Origin of the sequence: uncultured Nonlabens sp. (assembly GCF_947495285.1) — a bacterium.
In the GTDB taxonomy this organism is placed as follows: Bacteria; Bacteroidota; Bacteroidia; order Flavobacteriales; family Flavobacteriaceae; genus Nonlabens.
This window is the reverse complement of sequence record NZ_CANLXZ010000003.1, coordinates 37,454-54,812: the sequence shown is the minus strand read 5'-3', so window position 1 is coordinate 54,812 and position 17,359 is coordinate 37,454. Positions and strand designations below refer to the sequence as shown.

Here is a 17,359-nt window from a genome sequence, read left to right as displayed (position 1 = left end):
AAAGACAAGTTGTTTATTAAAAATAAAGCAGTGGAGACTGCTTAAAAAAGAGAAGAAGAGTCTTCTCTTTTTTTTGCACTAAACTTAAATGATGATTTATCTTCTAATTTTATAGAACTAATAATCCATGGGCTCTTAAGGTTTCTATTTCTTCTCCATACCAGAAAGGATCAAAAGCGTCAAATAAATTTTCATAAGAAGCTTTTACTTGAGAAAATGTCTGTATTTTAAGACTAGGATCCCATAATTCTAGTTGATCTAGCAACCAGTTTGCGAGGTCTTCTGGCAGTTCTATATGAAAAGATGTCGATTTATCATGAAATATGAGATCTAGATAAGTAACTTCTACACCTTTTTTTAATTTGGTAAAAGTCCCTACCAGTGGAAAAGTACCCAACCACACTATTTTAGAATTAGACTTCATGGCTTTGAAACTTTCTTTATTGAGGCAATCTTCAATATAAAAAGGAGCGATAGAAGTGCTAGGTATTTTAAAATCAAACCACTCTTCTAAGGATAGATCAAAACCGATACCGTGCATATAATTAAACAACGATTTCTTTAAACCTTCACTAAATTTATTGTGATCTATACCAGTAGAATCGGCAAATTGTACATCGTTATTTGCAAACGTGATTTCTTTTAAATGTGGTGTCACTCCATAATCCTGTGTATTCATACCTACTGGACTGTGAGCGGTAAGTGCAAACTGATGCCAGAAACCACTTTGAATAATACCTAGTTGAAACAGTTGTCTGGTCATTTCTAGACTGTCTACAGTTTCTTGAATAGTTTGTGTAGGATAGCCATACATGAGATAGGAGTGAACCATAATTCCAGAAGCAGTAAAATTTCTTGTTACCTGTGCTACTTGTTCTACGGTTACACCTTTATCTATAAGTTTTAATAATCGATCTGACGCCACTTCTAGACCGCCAGAAACTGCTATACAGCCAGATGCTTTTAATAAATGACACAGATCTTGAGTAAAATTTTTCTCAAACCGTATGTTAGTCCACCAGGTTACTGTTAGTTTTCTTTTAAGAATTTCTAATGCTACAGAGCGCATTAAAGCTGGCGGTGCGGCCTCATCCACAAAATGAAAGCCTCGTTCTCCTGTTTGCTCTATTAATTGCTCCATACGATCTACAAGAACGTTTGCCGCAACAGGTTCATAAAGTGCTATGTAATCTAGTGAGATGTCACAAAATGTGCATTTACCCCAGTAACAACCATGCGCCATAGTCAGTTTATTCCAGCGTCCATCGCTCCATAAACTGTGCATAGGGTTTGCTACTTCTATTACAGATATATATTTATCTAGTAATAAGTCACTATAATCTGGTGTGCCTACTTGTAACTGCTTGTAATCTGGTTGGGTGGTGTTATTTTTATAAACTACCGCATCGTTTTCAAGAATAAAGGTTCTTTTTAATTCCACATCTTGACTAGGCTTTGCAGGATGATTTAATACATAATCAGTTACTAATTCTAGAGGTAACTCACCGTCATCGAGACATATAAAATCTACAAACTCAAAAACACGAGTATCTTTTAAAGATCTTAATTCTGTATTAGGAAAACCACCACCCATGGCTATTTTAATATGAGGGAAGTGTTTTTTAATATGCTGACAAGACCGCAAGCCGCTGTATAAGTTACCAGGAAATGGTATGGAAACTACGACTAGTTTAGGTTGTGTTTCTTTTAATTGTGCGTCTAAAATAGCAACCGTAATCTCATCTATATACGATAATGGCTGTTGTAGCGCTTTGTACAGCTGGTCAAAGCTATTAGCACTCATCCCTAAACGCTCTGCATAGCGACTAAAACCAAAGTTGTCATCTATACATTCTTTTATAAAATCAGAAAGGTCTTCTAGGTATAAAGTAGCCAGATGTTTTGCCTTGTCCTGTAATCCCATATTACCAAAAGCCCAGTCCAGATCGTCCACCTGATCAAAACGAGAAGCTTGTGGCAGGAAATTATCAAGACATATCTGTCTCGCAAAGGTGTCGTTATGCCCCTGTAAAAAGGAAATAATTTCATCAAGTGGTTGTAAATAATGATCTTTTAATGCATAAATACGCTGGCTGTTCTCGCTTAGAATACTGCCATTATCTATAGCATAATCAAATAATTGAGTCATTCCTTTCTTAGAAAAAAGCTCTAAAATGACCTCTATTCCTAAATCCATTTGATAGGATGGAATCTCCTTAGTATTTAAAAACCCTTTGATGTAAGCCGTTGCAGGATACGGCGTATTCAGTTGGGTAAATGGCGGTGTGAAAAGGAGTAGGTCTTTTTGCATGGATAGATATGGAATGCAAATTTAAGGTTTGTGTTTGTCCCGCTTTCGCGAAAGCGGAATTCTTATTCTAAAACTTATAAAAGTTATGACACTGTTTTCAGGTTATCATTAACCGCTTGTTGATACGCACGCGGATTATTTGCTTTTTTAATGGCTTTAAATGCTTTTTGCGGATTAGGAAATGTCAAGGCCCAATATTCCCAAAAACCTTGCATTTTCATTTTTATAGGTGTTGGACCTTGTAAAAAATCATCATATTGCTGGTAAATAGTGTCATGGAATTCTCTAAAGATCTCCCAGCGATTTTCTGGATATACCTCAGTATCTGCCTTTATCATGCTGGGTAAAAAAGGATCGGCTATGAGGCCGCGACCTATCATCCAGTGATCTATTTTAGGAAATTGCTCTTGCATGGTTCTAAAACCAGCTACACTAGTTATGTCACCGTTGTAATACAGTTTGTGTTTTGAGGTGTCCAGACATTTTTGAAACGACTCTAGATCTACACCACCTTTATATAATTGTTTACCTATGCGAGCGTGGATGGCTATGTTCTTAATAGGGTATTTTTCTAGAATAGGGAAGGTGCCTAAAATCTCTGTAGGCTCTAGGTATCCCATTCTCATTTTCATCGAGACTATTACATCTGTCTCTGCATGAACACGTTCTAGAATATGATCTATCTTTTCTGGATCACAAATAAGTCCAGATCCCATACCTTTTTTAGTCACCATAGGATAAGGGCAACCTAAATTCCAGTTTAACTCTTTATAACCTAATGATCTTATGTATTCCACAGCGATAAGAAACTCGTCTGCACTGTTAGTCATAACCTGTGGTATCAAATCTGGCACCTCGTTATTTTCTAACTGCAAGTCGCGCTGGTATTTACTACTTATAACTGGCTTATTATTAAACCGGATATAAGGAGCGTAGTAAGTATCGATACCACCAAAGTATTTGTGTACCGCATTACGGAATCTAAATTCTGTAAAGCCTTGTAGTGGAGAAGAAAGTAGGGTAAATGACATGTGTTATAATTGCAGTGCAAAGTTAATGCTTGCGTATGTAGTAAATATAGCTTTCTACCTATTATTAAATTAACTCGCATTGCCACGACTAAAATGCTTATGTTATTTATTCCTCTTCGTCTATTTTAGGAAGGTTGTAGACTAAATCTTCTAGAGCAACCTTTTTTTCTATAATACCTACTGCGGTAAATTCTTCTATAATCTTATCTACGGTACTTTTCCATAACTGGTCGTCGCTAAATTCTGTACGTAATAACCACTGTTGTACATCACCTACTTGTAAGTCGTAATGTGATGCAATAGTGCGATCTATACTAGGTATGTTTTTAAAGTCTGATGTGTAGGTGTTTATGATATGAAGTATTTTTGCAAGTGCTTCTTCTTTTTCTTTGATACATTTTTCTGTTGCAGCGATTACAAAACTAGGCCATGGTGTGGCTATAGTTTCTAGTCGCTTAAAAATACCTTGATCTACTATAGGTTGTGTCATGTAACGTTCCCATAGAAACAGTTGGGCTTTATTTGTGCTTAATGCTTCTACAGCGCCATCGAGTGTGTTAATTAACTCAAATTCTATGTCGTCGGTATCCCAACCATGTCTTTTTGCTAGTAGATAACTCATTAAATGAGAGCCGCTTCCATAGCGACTTATGGCTATTTTACCATCTTCCAGTTGCTCTGTTCTATCTGCTTCTATAGTACCAGGTGCATGCACGCCCCAAAGTAGAGGAGAGGATACATATACTTGTAAAATACGCGATTTATTCCCTGCGATAATATCTTTTACGATTCCATCGGTGAGAATACAGGCTACGTCTAGTTGCTCTTCACGCAATAGTTTGCTCATGCGACCAGTTCCTTCTGGTACGTCCTGCCATTGTAGATCTATTCCTGCTTTTGCAAAAGCATTATCCTCAATTGCTAGGTGCCATGGCAAATTAAAATGCTCTGGTACACCGCCTATTTTTATGGTTATCTTTTTTTCCATAGCTTACAAATATAGCATAGAAGCGTTAACTATGCTTTTGTTCTAGATATTTATAAATTTCTTCTTGTGAGCGTATTTTCTTCTCTCCAGCCATGGCTTGCACCATTGGGTTGTTTTCTTGTGGTGTATGTATGCGTGCTTTTACATTATCTCTTAATTGAAGGTCTAGAATATCATCGAGCTCTGCATAGATATCTGGATCATTGATAGGCGTTAGAACCTCTATTCTACGATCTAGGTTGCGACTCATCCAGTCTGCGCTACCTGTGTACATAATAGGATTTCCTGCATTGTGAAATTTATAAATGCGACCATGTTCAAGGAATCTATCTACTATAGAAGTGATTTCTATATTTTCACTTATACCCTTAAGTTGCGGTACAAGACTAGAGAACCCACGTACGATGAGACGTATGTGCACACCAGCCTGACTGGCCTGGTACAATAGGTGAATGATGCCACGATCTTCTAGCTGATTCATCTTTGCAGTGATGTAACCACCTTTACCGTTTATAGAATGTTCTATTTCTTTACGTATTAAGGATTCAAAAGTACTTCTCGTGGTAAATGGGCTTATAAGAAGACTGCTGGCTCGCGGTATAATTAGATCACCTTGCAAGACTTTAAAGGTTCTTAAGAGGTCTTTAGTTATTTTTTTATCTGCGGTAAATAGTCCATGATCACAATAGTTTTTTGAAGTTAGGGCATTAAAATTACCGGTACCTATGTAAGCATATCTTTTTTTCTTACCATTTTCTCTACGTAAGATAAGCAGCACTTTACTATGTACTTTTATACGCGGATAGCTATAAATAACACGAGCGCCGTGTTTTTCAAATATGCGTCCCCATTTGATGTTGTTTTCTTCGTCAAATCTAGCTTTTGCTTCTACAAAAACAGTTACTTTTTTACCGTTTTTGAGAGCTCTTAATAGTCCGTCCGTAAGATTAGACTCATTTGCTACACGATATAAAGATATCTTTATTTCTTCTACTTGCTCATCTTGTGATGCCTGGTCAATAAAGCGCTGCACATAATCAAAGGACATAAATGGAAAATGTACTAATTGATCCTTTTGTGCTATAACATCAAAGTAAGAACTGGCTTTTTCTAATTCCTTATGCTTTATAGTTCTTAAAGGTTGTGCTTCTAAATTTTTATTTTGAGTAGGGTTAGGAAAACTAAAGAAGTCATGAAAATTATGATACGTACCACCAGCTACCATATCTATCTTTCCTAAACCTAGACTTTTTCTTATGTTCTTTCTTACGTTTTTAGGCATACTCTGGTCATAAAGTAATCGAGTAGCCTGCCCTTCTTCACGTTGTGATAGTGATTCCTGAATTAAGTCTGCTAGGGTGCCATCTAGTTCTTGATCCAGATACAATTCTGCATCTCTAGATAATTTAATAGAGTAGGAGCCTGTTATGCATTTATCTGGGAAAATATCTTCAATATTAGATTTTATAATATCATCTATAAAGGCTATAAAATATAGACCGCCTTCTTGTTTCAATTCTATAAAACGATCGTATTCTGTAGATGGAATGTTTACTACGCCATATTTTTGATCATCTTTAAAGGTCACTAGAAAATACAAATGCTGATTTTCTAAAAATATAGTGCTAGTTTTAGAAGCTTCTACAATATCAGTGTTTATTTTTTTTCTAATATGCGTGTGGTAATATTCTTTTACTAGTTCTAAGTGATCCTCTTTAATTTTTTTATAATCGAGTAAATGAATGTTGTTATCACCTAATTCAGGAACGATATGATCAAAGAAAATCGTACCTAATTCTTCTTGTTGCGACTTTACTTTTAAAAGTAATTGCTTAACAAACTTAGAAGGATGTAAGGCTAGTTTTTTTCTAATTCTTTTATCAACTCTTTTAAGCTGTCGCATTTGAGAAACTCGTACTCTAAAATACTCATCTAGATTTGACGAGAAAATAGCTATAAATTTAAGACGCTCATAAAGAGGGTTGCTTTTATCTGCAGCTTCTTGTAGCACGCGGTCATTAAAACTTAACCAGTTAATGTCTCTATGCTGGTAAGGATATTTTTGAGGTATCTCCATATTTTAAATGTACATAAATCAAATAACCAATTTTATCAAATTAGCGTTAAATAAATGTAAGGATACTTAAATGGAATTTGCGTTTTACTTATTAAAATGCAAAGTAGTTCTATGGAGAAATTATTAATATACCAGTAAGTAACGAAGCAAGAATTTGTTACCTTTATTAATGCAACTAGGGTGTGGCCTAAGTTTAATAAAAAACTCATAGTTAACTGATATTTGTATAGGTTAATTACATCATGTCAGCTTTTTATCTAGTAGTTTATAATCTACTCATCATAACAGCAGTATAGTTTTTAGATCTTAAATAAATAGTAAGCTATGCTTTTCTAACTTTACTTTTTTATTATACCAGTCACTAATTTACCCATGTGTAGGTCTATTTTTAATGCAATTTATGATTTAAATTGATTAAAGGTGTAATAAAAAAATCACCATTTATAGACCTTATCTAACGGTTATAGCATGGTGATTTAATAGGTAGTAGTTAACTAGTTGTTTTTAATGAAAATATAATTAAGAAGCTACTAGGCTATCTAACGTAAATTTAATTAGTTTTTCTACTAACTCTTTAGGTTTTGTAGAAAATTCCCCAGTCGCTCTATTAGCAAGTATAGCATTTAATGACACCGCTCGATGTCCCAAAAGCGATGCCATGGCATAGATTCCAGCGGTTTCCATTTCTAGATTAGTAATTTTATGACCTTCAAAATTAAAATTAGCAATTTGTGTGTTCAAGTTTTTTTCTGACGGTGTTAGTCTTAGTTGGCGACTTTGCGGGCCATAGAATCCTGTATTAGTGATGGTATTCCCGTTTTGCATTTCTACGGTTTGGAATTTTTTAGCAAGTTGTGCATCACAATGAATCACGTAAGGTGCAGAATGATCTTTTGATCGAGGTATTTGTTGGGTAATCGCTTTCGCGAAAGCGAGATCACCACCATCATTCTCATACCAATGAAATAAACTGTCAAAACCAATACCACGCTGAGATAGTAAAAAACTATCAACTGCGATGTCACTTTGCACGGAACCACTTGTCCCTATTCTTACTATATCTAGAGATTGTAGTTCCTTTTTTATTTCACGTGTGGTAAAATCTACGTTAATCAGTGCGTCCAGTTCATTTAAAACTATATCGATATTATCTGTTCCTATGCCTGTAGAAATGACACTTATACGTTTGTTCTTGTAAACACCGGTGTGCGTATGAAATTCTCTCTTACTTACTTTGAGTTCAATGACATTAAAATGTTTAGAAACTTCTGCAACACGTTCTGGATCCCCTACAGTGATTACTGTCTGGGCCAGTTGATGAGGTTTTAAATTAAGATGGTATATGCTTCCATCTGGATTTATAATAAGTTCTGAATTTGCTATGGGCATAAATTATGGTATCAGTTTTATAATTATTTTGAAGTTTTCAGTAGATCAATTGTGTGATCTAGGTCCTTTTTAAGATCTTTTTCAATTCCTAGAAGATCGTTTGTCATTAAATTAAGAACAGCAAGGAAGTCATATATTCTAGAGTTAGAATTGATTTTATGTGCTTTATCTAGTATTTTTTCTCCTATTTTTAAGTAAGTTTCTTGCGCTTTGTGGATGCTAGAAATATTTTGAATAAGTTCTACATCAAATTCTTTCATGATACCACTTACTTTAGCACTTTCAAAAGCCGTAGTTTCTATTTGTGCAAAGTTGAATCCATGAAAACCATTAATTTTAGAAATGTTTTGAAGATTATCATATGAAAAACTCATGTTTTTTATTTCATCACGTGTATTTTCTTTAATAGTGTCAAACTGAGTTTTAATACTTTCATGATAGGTTATTTCTTTAATTACAAGCTCTCTATTCAGTTCTAATTCTTTTATGATTAAGTTTAGGGCTTTCTTTTTTTCGGCCTCAGTTTTATAATTGCTATTCAAATTACTGAAATACACACCCATAAAAACCCCAAAGGCAACGATAACGATCTCAATTAGGTACTTAATGATGTTTTTAGAAACCTTATTCATAATAGATATTACCTTGAGAGATTTATATTTCTAATTTTGCTATTAATGAAATTTCTACATTCACATATTTAGGCAGGTTTGCTACCTCTACAGTTTCTCTAGCAGGAGCTGTTTCTTCTTTAAAATAACTACCGTATACTTCATTCACACTGGTAAAGTTACTCATGTCACTTAAGAATATAGTTGTTTTAAGCACGTGCTCAAAAGTCATGTCCACTTGTTTTAATAAACTCTCTAAGTGTTTCATGACTAGATGTGTTTCTTCTTTAAGGTCGTCTATTTTAAGTTCTCCAGTAGTAGGGTCTATCGCAATCTGACCACTGGTGTATAGTGTCTTCTCAAAGTTATTGCTATAATATACGGCCTGATTATAGGGACCTATAGGCTTAGGAGCAAGGTCTGTGTAAATAATTTTTTTCATGATACTAATTTAATACTTATTAAAGATCTTCTTTAAAATGAGTAAGAAGATTTTTTAAGATTATGTAAAAAGAAAAAGCGCGTTGTGTAAAACAACGCGCTTTCTATAAAATATGGAACCTTAAGTTCTATATGATTTATTTTGTGATCTTCATTTCAAATACAAGATCAGTGTTAGGAGGTATAACGCCGCCAGCACCACGCTCACCATAAGCAAGGTCAGATGGAATAAACGCTACTATCTCGTCACCGTAACTCATAGATAACATAGCATCTTTAAATCCTTGAACCATACCTACAGAAGCACTGTATTGTACAGGCATAGGAGCATAAGCATTCATTTGCGCTTTTCTCGCGTTTACGTTATCAAATTTTTGAGCTACCTCTAATACAGAAGAGTCAAATAAAGTACCGTCCATAAAGAAGCCACTGTAGTCCATCATTACAGAAACACCATCAGCTGGTTTTTCACCGCTTCCTACTTTCTTTACATAAACCATTACATCACTATTAGGTAGTTGAGTAGCTTTAAGTTTAAGAGCAGCGAGGTCAGTTGCTTTTGCCGCCTTATTTGCAGGTGCAGCAGCTTTTCTTTCGGCAGCTATTTTTTCAGCTTCTTCTCTTTTAGCTTCTGCAGCGCTTAATGCGTCTTCAAAGGTTTTTACAGCATTCCATTTTTTAGCTTCTTTACCTTTACGTATGATAGATATTTTTTGCATAATCATATCTTCGACAGGTTTCTGTCCATTTACTGGAGTAGTAGCGATAGAGTCAACAACCTCAAGACCTTTTACTACTTTACCGAATACGTTATAACGCATATCCAGTCCAGGGTTTTCTTTGTGCATGATAAAGAACTGGCTACCGTTAGTATCTGGTCCAGCATTTGCCATAGAAAGAATACCTTTAGAATCATGCTTTAATGAATCGCTCACTTCTTGATCAAATTTATAACCTACATCACCACTTCCAGTACCGGTGATATCACCACCTTGTATCATAAAGTCTTTAATTACTCTATGGAAAATAAGACCATCATAAAACGGTTTACCTTTAAGAGTATCGTTTACTAATGGGTGTTTCCCTTCAGCAAGAGCAACAAAGTTTGCACTAGATATAGGAGCGTCCTTGTAATACAATTCTGCAAACATGGTTCCTTTATTCGTTTGAATTTCAGCATATACACCATCCTCAACGTCTGGATATTTGTCTTCACAAGAAGATGCCATAAATACTAGGGCAAGTATTGCAAGTAGTCCGTGGATTTTTTTCATTTTACTTATTTATTATTTTGTTTAAAATTATTTGGATTTTGCTTTCGCGAAAGCGGAACACGTATCCCACTTTTAATTTTCTACATTTATACCTAATAACCTTACATGACTTTTAAAAGGTGTGTTAGGTCCTATACGATTTTGATCTCCATAATAGCCATAGGCTGCATAAGATGGGAAAAATACAATCATCTCCTCATCAGTTTGCATTAACTTTAACGCTTCTCTCATACCTCTAAAAACGCCGTATTCTTGTTCTAGACTTTTTGTGATGGGAGATAATTCTTCTTTTTTATAAATAATCTCTCCATTTAAAGAGGTAACATCATATTCAAAGGTAACTCGATCTCCAAATTTAGGCTGGATACCGCTTACAGAATCTTTTTTAGTAAACATGTAATAAAACCCAGTAGAACCTCGCTTAAACGGTTGATCCAGATCTTTAATAATGTTTTCTATCGCTAGCTCTTCGGCAGCGTATAATTTCTTATTAATTTTAATAGATTCTTGTATGGTAGAACTAGTCGTATTAGTAATAGGTTTTCTAGGCTCAACTTTTTTACTACAACTGTAAAAAGAAACTAGAATAACACCTATTAAAACCGTTTTAAATAACAACTTCATGGAGTTCTTTTTCATATGATGGCAAGATACTAATTAATTTTTTTACTGTATCTTCCATAGAAAGATCAGATTTACCACCGGCTGCATTTTTGTGGCCGCCACCTTCCCAGTTATCTCGAGCTAATTGATTTACATCAAAATCTCCCTTAGATCTCAAAGATGTTTTAATAATAGACTCGCTTTTTTTCTCGATTAATATTTGTGCAAAAACAATACCGTCTAGACTTAACGCATAGTTTACAAAACCTTCTGTATCCCCTTTTTTAAAATTATTATCGTCCAGTTCTTTTTGAGTAAGAGTGATAAAAGCAGTGCGGTATTCTTTTAAAATAACCATATTATTAAGTGCGACACCTAGCAATTTCATTCTAGAAGGTGTGTTCACATCATAAATCTTGCGGTTAATAGATTCACTATTTGCGCCTTTATCCACGAGGTTTGCGGCAACGCGCAGCGTGGTAGAAGTGGTAGAGCGGTATTTAAAACTACCAGTATCTGTTAGGATACCTGTGTACATAGCAGTGGCCATGGCAGGTGTTATCTTTTCAGTGTCGCCCAGCATTTCAAGAAAGTGATAAATCATCTCGCAGGTAGAACTCATAGCTGTGTCGCTATACATATAACTAGCAAAATCATCTGGTTGCTGGTGATGGTCTATCATAACAAAGGTAGATGTTACCTCGCTAAGGATGGTTTCCATATCTCCTGCGCGGTGAAAAGCGTTGTGATCTAAATTAAAAATAAGATCTGCTTCATTGATAAGAGTATCTGCTTTTTTACTTTCTTGCTCGTAGTTGACAAATAGGTCACTATAATCCATCCATTTTAAGAAGGTAGGAAAATCGTTAGGGCTTATCATAGTTACTTTGTGACCTAGTTGGATTAAATAACCGTAAAGCGCAGTTACTGAGCCTACAGCGTCACCGTCTGGGTTTTTATGTGGAATAATAACTATATTTCTAGGAGAGGAAAGCTCTTTTTTCAGGCCTTCAATTTGATCTTTATTCATAGGGTAACAAAAGTAAAGTTTTCTCAGGCTTTAACAAGGATAATGTGCATGAAGCTAGAGGGCTGTTTTATTTTTCTTTTGGAGGTATAATTTTATGTCAAAGTATTACTTTTGCAGCGCATTTTAAAAAATATAAAAATGGCTACTAATAGAACATTTACAATGATTAAGCCTGATGGCGTTGAAGACGGTCACACAGGTGCTATACTTGATAAGATTACAGCAAGCGGTTTTAGAATCGTTGCTTTGAAAAAAACTCAAATGACTGTTGCAGATGCACAGGCATTTTATGAAGTACACAGTGAGCGTCCATTTTACGGTGAGTTAGTAGAATTCATGAGCCGCGGTCCTATAGTAGCTGCAGTTCTTGAGAAAGAAAATGCAGTTGCAGATTTCCGTACGTTAATAGGTGCTACAAATCCAGCTGATGCTGCCGAAGGTACTATTAGAAAGATGTTTGCAAAGAGTATGGGTGAAAACGCTGTTCACGGTAGTGATAGTGATGAGAACGCTGCTATAGAAAGTGCATTCCACTTCTCTGGTCGTGAAATGTTCTAAGAAACAGATTCTTTATAGTAGTTTACTACTTTAAATTATATAGAAAAGCCACTTCATAAGAAGCGGCTTTTTTTGTTGGTTGTTTTTTTTGCTTTCGCGAAAGCGAAACAATTAAAAATAGATCAAGTCTTGATTAATATGAATACGTTCTATAACAGAATCTACCTTGAGGTGCATTTTATTAAAAAATTGAGCTCTATTTCGTTCTCCAGAATTTACCAATAACTTAGAGTTTTTCATTTGTTTCTCAAAAAAATGATCGAGTTTATCACAAGTAGGTTGGTGCTCTACCTTTAAATAGGTAAGAACAGTAAAAGGAGAAAAGAAAACTTTTTGATATTTAGTTTTAACCATAATAGTATTGCTCATGGTAAGTAAATCGCTCTTGTATAAATGATACTTAGCATTGTTTTTTGAGTTAATTATAGTTTGTTCAATGCTTTGTTTTTCTACATGATCGATTATTTTTTTTAAATCTTTACAGATTAATAAAGCAAGCTCTTTGGAAAGTAGTCCAGTTTCATAAAAATAAAATATTTGCTGTAAAGTACCATTGATGGTATTATCATTCCAAAATTCTACAATGTCTATATTTTTATATGTGTTACCTAATTGATGAGCACTTTCAAATAATGATGCTGGTGCATAATCAATAAACTCTTTAAAAGTCATCTTTGCCATATTACCATTTTCATTAAGAAATTTGAGCCATACATAACACTTATATTTTGTGATATATGAATAGCCAAGGGTATAAAATAATGGAATATCTTTTGCAGAGTAGGTAATGCAAGCACTTTTAAGCTTCGTTAATGGTAATAAGTTTTTAAGTGATTCTTTGAAGTAATTCTCTAACCCTTGAATATCTTGAATAGGAGGAGAGACATCTGCTAGAATAGAAGATTGCTCGCCTACCTCAAATAATTTGTTTATAGATATTTTAAAATGCTTAGCTAATAGAATCGCCTCTTCTAAGCTCATACTTGTTTTACTAGTTACACGTCGGTAAGCTGCATCATAACTTATATTTAGAATGTTAGAGATTTCTTCCGTAATTGATTGATTATCGGATAGGGCAGTTCTAATTTTTGATATAAACGCTTCTTGCATTTTATAAAGATATATAAGAGAATTTAATTAACGTTTGCATTTATTACAAAAATGATATTTAACATCTTACGTTTTTCGCATGTGACTCTTAAAAAAAAACAAATTAAGTTTGATTAAAATCTCAACCATGAAAAATTATGCTACAGCAGTACTCTTATCACTTTGCCTTTTCATGAATGCTCAAAACTCTAATGAATATAATCTCAATGAAAAATCTAATAATGGTTATGTAAAATTAGAACCCCTTGAAAACTTCTCTACCTCTGGATTTGAAACAGTTTTTGAAAATTATCAATTAAAAAATAATCATCTTAAGAGACTTGAGAGTTCTTCTGGATTCAGGTTTTATGCGATAGAAATTTCATTAGGAATTATAGATGTATCAGTGAAGGATGATAAATTAATTGAGGTTGACCCAGATTTTGGTAACAGTAAAATTCAGCAAATATTTGGTTCTCTCTCGATTTACAGCAATTATAAAAAACATTTATTTGGATTAAGTGCTGCGAGTGGTTGGGAATTAAAGTTATTTGATATCGACCCTATAGTAGTTAACGAATACGCAATTCTTTATGGAAGAGCTTTTCAAATCGCTGGTGGAGTGAATACCGAACTATTTACCGGCGCCGGTTTTTACCAACTTAAAAATACAGGTAATAATAGCGATAGGAATATCGGTGTTTTTGGTGTACCTATTAAAGCAAAATTATACTTTTTAAAAGGCAATAGAAATCTAGGGATTTCGGTTGATACTAATATTAATTCGCTCACGACTAATTTTAATTACGGTTTGAGTTTTAGGGTGAAGTTTAAATAATAAATTCTAAAAAATCCATTGATCAAAATCTAAATTCATAAAGGCTATAATTGAATGTTATGTTCCAAAGTAATTTACTTGTAACACTTTATTTTAATGTCTACACTAGAACTAATACTTCAATGCATAAGTAGATTTTAAACAGATATATTGGAAGTGTTTCCGCTTTCGCGAAAGCGAAACAATTAAAATTCTTTTAAAAATTTATACACTTTAGGTAAGGGCAGTCCCATGACGTTATAATAGCAACCTTCTAAACGTGTAACGGCTGCATACCCTAACCAGTCTTGTACACCATAGGCACCAGCTTTATCAAAGGGTTTATAATTAGTAACGTAGTAGTCTATTTCTTCTTCACTAAGAGGTGCAAAATGTACCTTAGTAACATCATTAATAACATGCTGACTTTGTGATGTTGTAAAGCAAACAGATGTGTAAACTTCATGAAAATGACTACTCATAGAGGCTAGCATTTCTCTAGCATGTGCGGCACTTTTAGGCTTTTCTAATGGAGCGTCATTGAACCACACTATGGTATCGCTAGTTATCAATAGCTCATTCTCTTTTAAATCATTTTTAAAAGCACTAGCTTTTAGAATAGAAAGATAGTCTGTGATTTCATGACCTTTTAAACGGTCACTGTAAACCTCTTCTATAGGTCTGGTTTCTATTTTAAAATCTATGTCTAGACCTTTTAAAAGTTCTTGTCTACGTGGTGATTGAGATGCGAGAATGATCTCTGTATCTTTAAATTTATTTGCTAGCATAGCTTTTAATTAAATTAATAATTGATTCTAAAAATCCCTATAGATAGTATTCCTAAGAGTAAAACGATTTTAAGTATAGTAGAAAGTATGTGAAATTCTTTTTGAGATGCTGCGGTCCATAATTTGATCATGACATACATTAATGGTCCCATGATTAAGAATATGAAATAATAGGTAGCCATTTCATTTAAGTAAATGTATTCATAAACGTACCAGCCTAATAGAACTAGAATTGCTATTATAAAAATAGAGGTAAACCTTGCTGCACGAGTTCTACCTAGAGCAATGGCTAGAGTATTTCTACCGCCCGCTTTGTCACCATTTACATCTTCACAATCTTTAACCCATTCTCTAACTAGATTGATTAAAAATGCCATTAATGCATATTCTGATAATCGTGCCATGATAAATCTAAAAGCAACTTGTGTCTCTGGAGTGATAACAGGAAACATTTCAAATACTCCAGTGATTAATAGGACCAATGCAACTAATACAGAGATGATAATATTACCTACTAGTAGTATAGATTTAAGCCAGCTAGCATAGAGATGTAGTATAAAAGCCACTGCAATAAATACACTAGAAAGCACAGGTTTATCTAAACTGTTGGATAAAACAAATCCACAAATAACACCAGTAATGGTAAGAGCAAAGTATAAATTATAAGCACGTTTTTCTGAGATACTCTTTGTCACTAGTAGCTTTTTTGGTTTATTGACTCGGTCTATTTCTACGTCATGAATATCGTTAATTACGTTACCACTTGCAGTGAGTAGGGCAGTTGCGGCTATTAATAGAAACAACTGCCACCAGTTTAATGCAGGTACCACATGAGATGGTATAAGCAAGCCGTATATAATGACTAGTTGTGTTATGATAGTCATCAATACGTTGGGCCAGCGTATAATTTTAAGGAAAATAGTCATTTTTAAAGGAAGAAAAATTATAAAGCTATTATGGTAAATCTAAGCGATTCTGCTCATTCAGCGCAATGACGCTGTCAACTTAGGTATTTGTATTTGATCTTTTAAAGTCTAAGTTTCTTAAGTAGACTTAACGCTTTTACCATCTTGTACGTTCCATTTACCTTGTACTTTCATGACTTGTTCTATAATGTCACGTACACAACTATCGCCACCGTTTTTATGAGATATATACTGACTTACCGCTTTTACTTCAGGAATTGCGTCTTGTGGACAACAGCCCACACCAGCAAATTCTAGTGCTGGAACATCGGGCATGTCATCACCCATGTAGACTATGTTTTCAGGCTTTAAGTTGTGTTTTGCAACATATTCATGCATTTGCACCATTTTATTGCTAGCATTAAGAAAAACGTCTGTAATACCTAGACCTTCTAGTCTAGATTTTACACCTTCATTTCTACCGCCTGTAATAATACATACGTTATAACCATTATTAAGAGCTGTTTTCATAGCATAGCCATCTCTTGCATTCGTGGTACGTAAAAGTTCTCCAGATTCAGAAATGAGCATGCGCCCATCGGTAAGGACGCCGTCTACGTCTAGAATAAATGTTGTGATATCGTGTAGTAATTCTTTATAGCTAGTTGCCATGTGTTTTTTGTATGGAGTTAGTAATCGATCGGTACATATCGCGATCTTCATTATCGAGCATTTCTAGATGCTTTTCTATAGTTTTTATGTCGTTTCTCATCGCTGGACCAGTCTGTGCCTTTTGAGGAGATAAATCTATTGCTTTGGCTAGAGTTTCTTGCATTAACGCATTAAGCAATTTTGCGTCTATTGCAGCATCTTGCATTATTTCTTCGGCCTTTGTATAACAGTGGTTTACAAAGTTATTCATATAAACTGCTGCTAGATGGAGCTTTTTACGTTGATTAGAATTGATTTGTTCTCGCTTTCGCGAAAGCGTAACAGCCACCTGCTCTAACACATCATTTACAGGTTCACTGCTAGATTCTAAACATAAAGTGATGTCCCCAAAGTTAGGTTTTCTAGTCTTACTAAAGCTTTGTGGCATATAAAAAACACCACGACGTTCATGTTTTTCTAAGGCTGTAATGGATACACTACCGCTGGTATGTGCTATAATGGCTTGTGAGGTAGGTAATAGGTTTGCTGTTTTATTTACGGCATCATCTGGTACGGCGAGTATAATAAGATCGCACGCGGGCAAATTTTCTATTTGAGAAAGTAAAGGAGCTTTTATATCTAATAGCTTTTTTTGAGCTCTATTATAATATCCTACAAGAGAAATTTTATTTGATAAAGTAGCTTTTTCAAAGGCATGACATAAGTGCATTCCTACATTACCGGTTCCTATAATAATAATCTTAATCATAATGTAAAAATACGAGGTTCAAAGCGA

Annotated in this window: 17 protein-coding genes; 2 read left to right on the top strand and 15 right to left on the bottom strand. The window is 34.4% G+C overall.

The features are described from left to right. Nucleotides 1-109: 109 nt before the first annotated feature. The 10 genes from Q0838_RS01810 to Q0838_RS01765 form a co-directional block, all read right to left on the bottom strand. Complete coding sequence (locus tag Q0838_RS01810; protein WP_298950603.1) at nt 110-2,311, bottom strand: radical SAM protein; 2,202 nt, start codon at nt 2,309-2,311, stop codon at nt 110-112. A gap of 83 nt (nt 2,312-2,394) precedes the next feature. Continuing rightward, on the bottom strand, nt 2,395-3,342 hold the full coding sequence (locus Q0838_RS01805) for a tRNA-dihydrouridine synthase family protein (protein WP_298950602.1): 948 nt from the start codon (nt 3,340-3,342) through the stop codon (nt 2,395-2,397). Nucleotides 3,343-3,448: 106 nt separating this feature from the next. After that, nucleotides 3,449-4,330, bottom strand: a complete 882-nt coding sequence (locus tag Q0838_RS01800; RefSeq protein ID WP_298950600.1) for a substrate-binding domain-containing protein — start codon at nt 4,328-4,330, stop codon at nt 3,449-3,451. 25 nt (nt 4,331-4,355) lie between these two features. Then, entirely contained in the window at nt 4,356-6,407 is a 2,052-nt protein-coding gene (ppk1, locus tag Q0838_RS01795; RefSeq protein ID WP_298950598.1) for a polyphosphate kinase 1, read from the bottom strand. Between the two features lie 519 nt (nt 6,408-6,926). Then, nucleotides 6,927-7,796, bottom strand: a complete 870-nt coding sequence (locus Q0838_RS01790) for a nucleoside phosphorylase (protein ID WP_298950596.1) — start codon at nt 7,794-7,796, stop codon at nt 6,927-6,929. 23 nt (nt 7,797-7,819) lie between these two features. Further along, on the bottom strand, nt 7,820-8,428 hold the full coding sequence (locus Q0838_RS01785; RefSeq protein WP_298950594.1) for a hypothetical protein: 609 nt from the start codon (nt 8,426-8,428) through the stop codon (nt 7,820-7,822). Between the two features lie 22 nt (nt 8,429-8,450). Beyond that, nucleotides 8,451-8,849 (bottom strand): Rid family detoxifying hydrolase, encoded by a 399-nt coding sequence (locus Q0838_RS01780; protein ID WP_298950592.1) that lies wholly within the window; start codon nt 8,847-8,849, stop codon nt 8,451-8,453. Nucleotides 8,850-8,985: 136 nt separating this feature from the next. Continuing rightward, on the bottom strand, nt 8,986-10,122 hold the full coding sequence (locus Q0838_RS01775) for a peptidylprolyl isomerase (RefSeq protein WP_298950590.1): 1,137 nt from the start codon (nt 10,120-10,122) through the stop codon (nt 8,986-8,988). A 72-nt stretch (nt 10,123-10,194) separates the two neighbouring features. Next, the gene (gene gldI, locus Q0838_RS01770; RefSeq protein WP_298950588.1) at nt 10,195-10,746 is read right to left on the bottom strand and encodes a gliding motility-associated peptidyl-prolyl isomerase GldI; all 552 of its coding nucleotides are present in this window, start codon (nt 10,744-10,746) and stop codon (nt 10,195-10,197) included. After that, the gene (locus Q0838_RS01765; protein ID WP_298950586.1) at nt 10,730-11,755 is read right to left on the bottom strand and encodes a bifunctional oligoribonuclease/PAP phosphatase NrnA; all 1,026 of its coding nucleotides are present in this window, start codon (nt 11,753-11,755) and stop codon (nt 10,730-10,732) included. Before Q0838_RS01765 ends, gldI begins: the two co-directional genes overlap by 17 nt. 138 nt (nt 11,756-11,893) lie before the next feature. Here Q0838_RS01765 and Q0838_RS01760 point away from each other — a divergent pair, with 138 nt between their 5' ends. Next, complete coding sequence (locus Q0838_RS01760; protein ID WP_104515949.1) at nt 11,894-12,313, top strand: nucleoside-diphosphate kinase; 420 nt, start codon at nt 11,894-11,896, stop codon at nt 12,311-12,313. Between the two features lie 111 nt (nt 12,314-12,424). On the opposite strand, the gene Q0838_RS01755 is transcribed toward Q0838_RS01760, so the two are convergent. After that, nucleotides 12,425-13,423, bottom strand: coding sequence for a hypothetical protein (locus Q0838_RS01755; RefSeq protein ID WP_298950582.1), 999 nt, complete (start codon nt 13,421-13,423; stop codon nt 12,425-12,427). Nucleotides 13,424-13,550: 127 nt separating this feature from the next. On the opposite strand from Q0838_RS01755, the gene Q0838_RS01750 reads away from it, so the two are divergent. Further along, on the top strand, nt 13,551-14,240 hold the full coding sequence (locus Q0838_RS01750; RefSeq protein WP_298950580.1) for a hypothetical protein: 690 nt from the start codon (nt 13,551-13,553) through the stop codon (nt 14,238-14,240). 185 nt (nt 14,241-14,425) lie between these two features. Here the strand turns inward: Q0838_RS01750 and Q0838_RS01745 are convergent, their stop codons facing one another. From Q0838_RS01745 to Q0838_RS01730, 4 genes are all read right to left on the bottom strand, one after another. Beyond that, a complete protein-coding gene (locus Q0838_RS01745) occupies nt 14,426-15,007 on the bottom strand; it encodes a Maf family nucleotide pyrophosphatase (protein WP_298950577.1) in 582 nt (193 codons plus the stop codon). Nucleotides 15,008-15,021: 14 nt separating this feature from the next. Next, entirely contained in the window at nt 15,022-15,933 is a 912-nt protein-coding gene (locus tag Q0838_RS01740; RefSeq protein WP_298950575.1) for a geranylgeranylglycerol-phosphate geranylgeranyltransferase, read from the bottom strand. A gap of 117 nt (nt 15,934-16,050) precedes the next feature. Further along, nucleotides 16,051-16,584 carry an HAD hydrolase family protein gene (locus tag Q0838_RS01735; RefSeq protein WP_298950573.1) on the bottom strand — a complete coding sequence of 178 codons (534 nt, stop codon included), beginning with the start codon at nt 16,582-16,584 and terminating at the stop codon, nt 16,051-16,053. Beyond that, nucleotides 16,574-17,332 (bottom strand): Rossmann-like and DUF2520 domain-containing protein, encoded by a 759-nt coding sequence (locus Q0838_RS01730; protein WP_298950571.1) that lies wholly within the window; start codon nt 17,330-17,332, stop codon nt 16,574-16,576. The genes Q0838_RS01735 and Q0838_RS01730 overlap by 11 nt, the downstream gene beginning before the upstream one ends. Nucleotides 17,333-17,359: the final 27 nt, after the last annotated feature.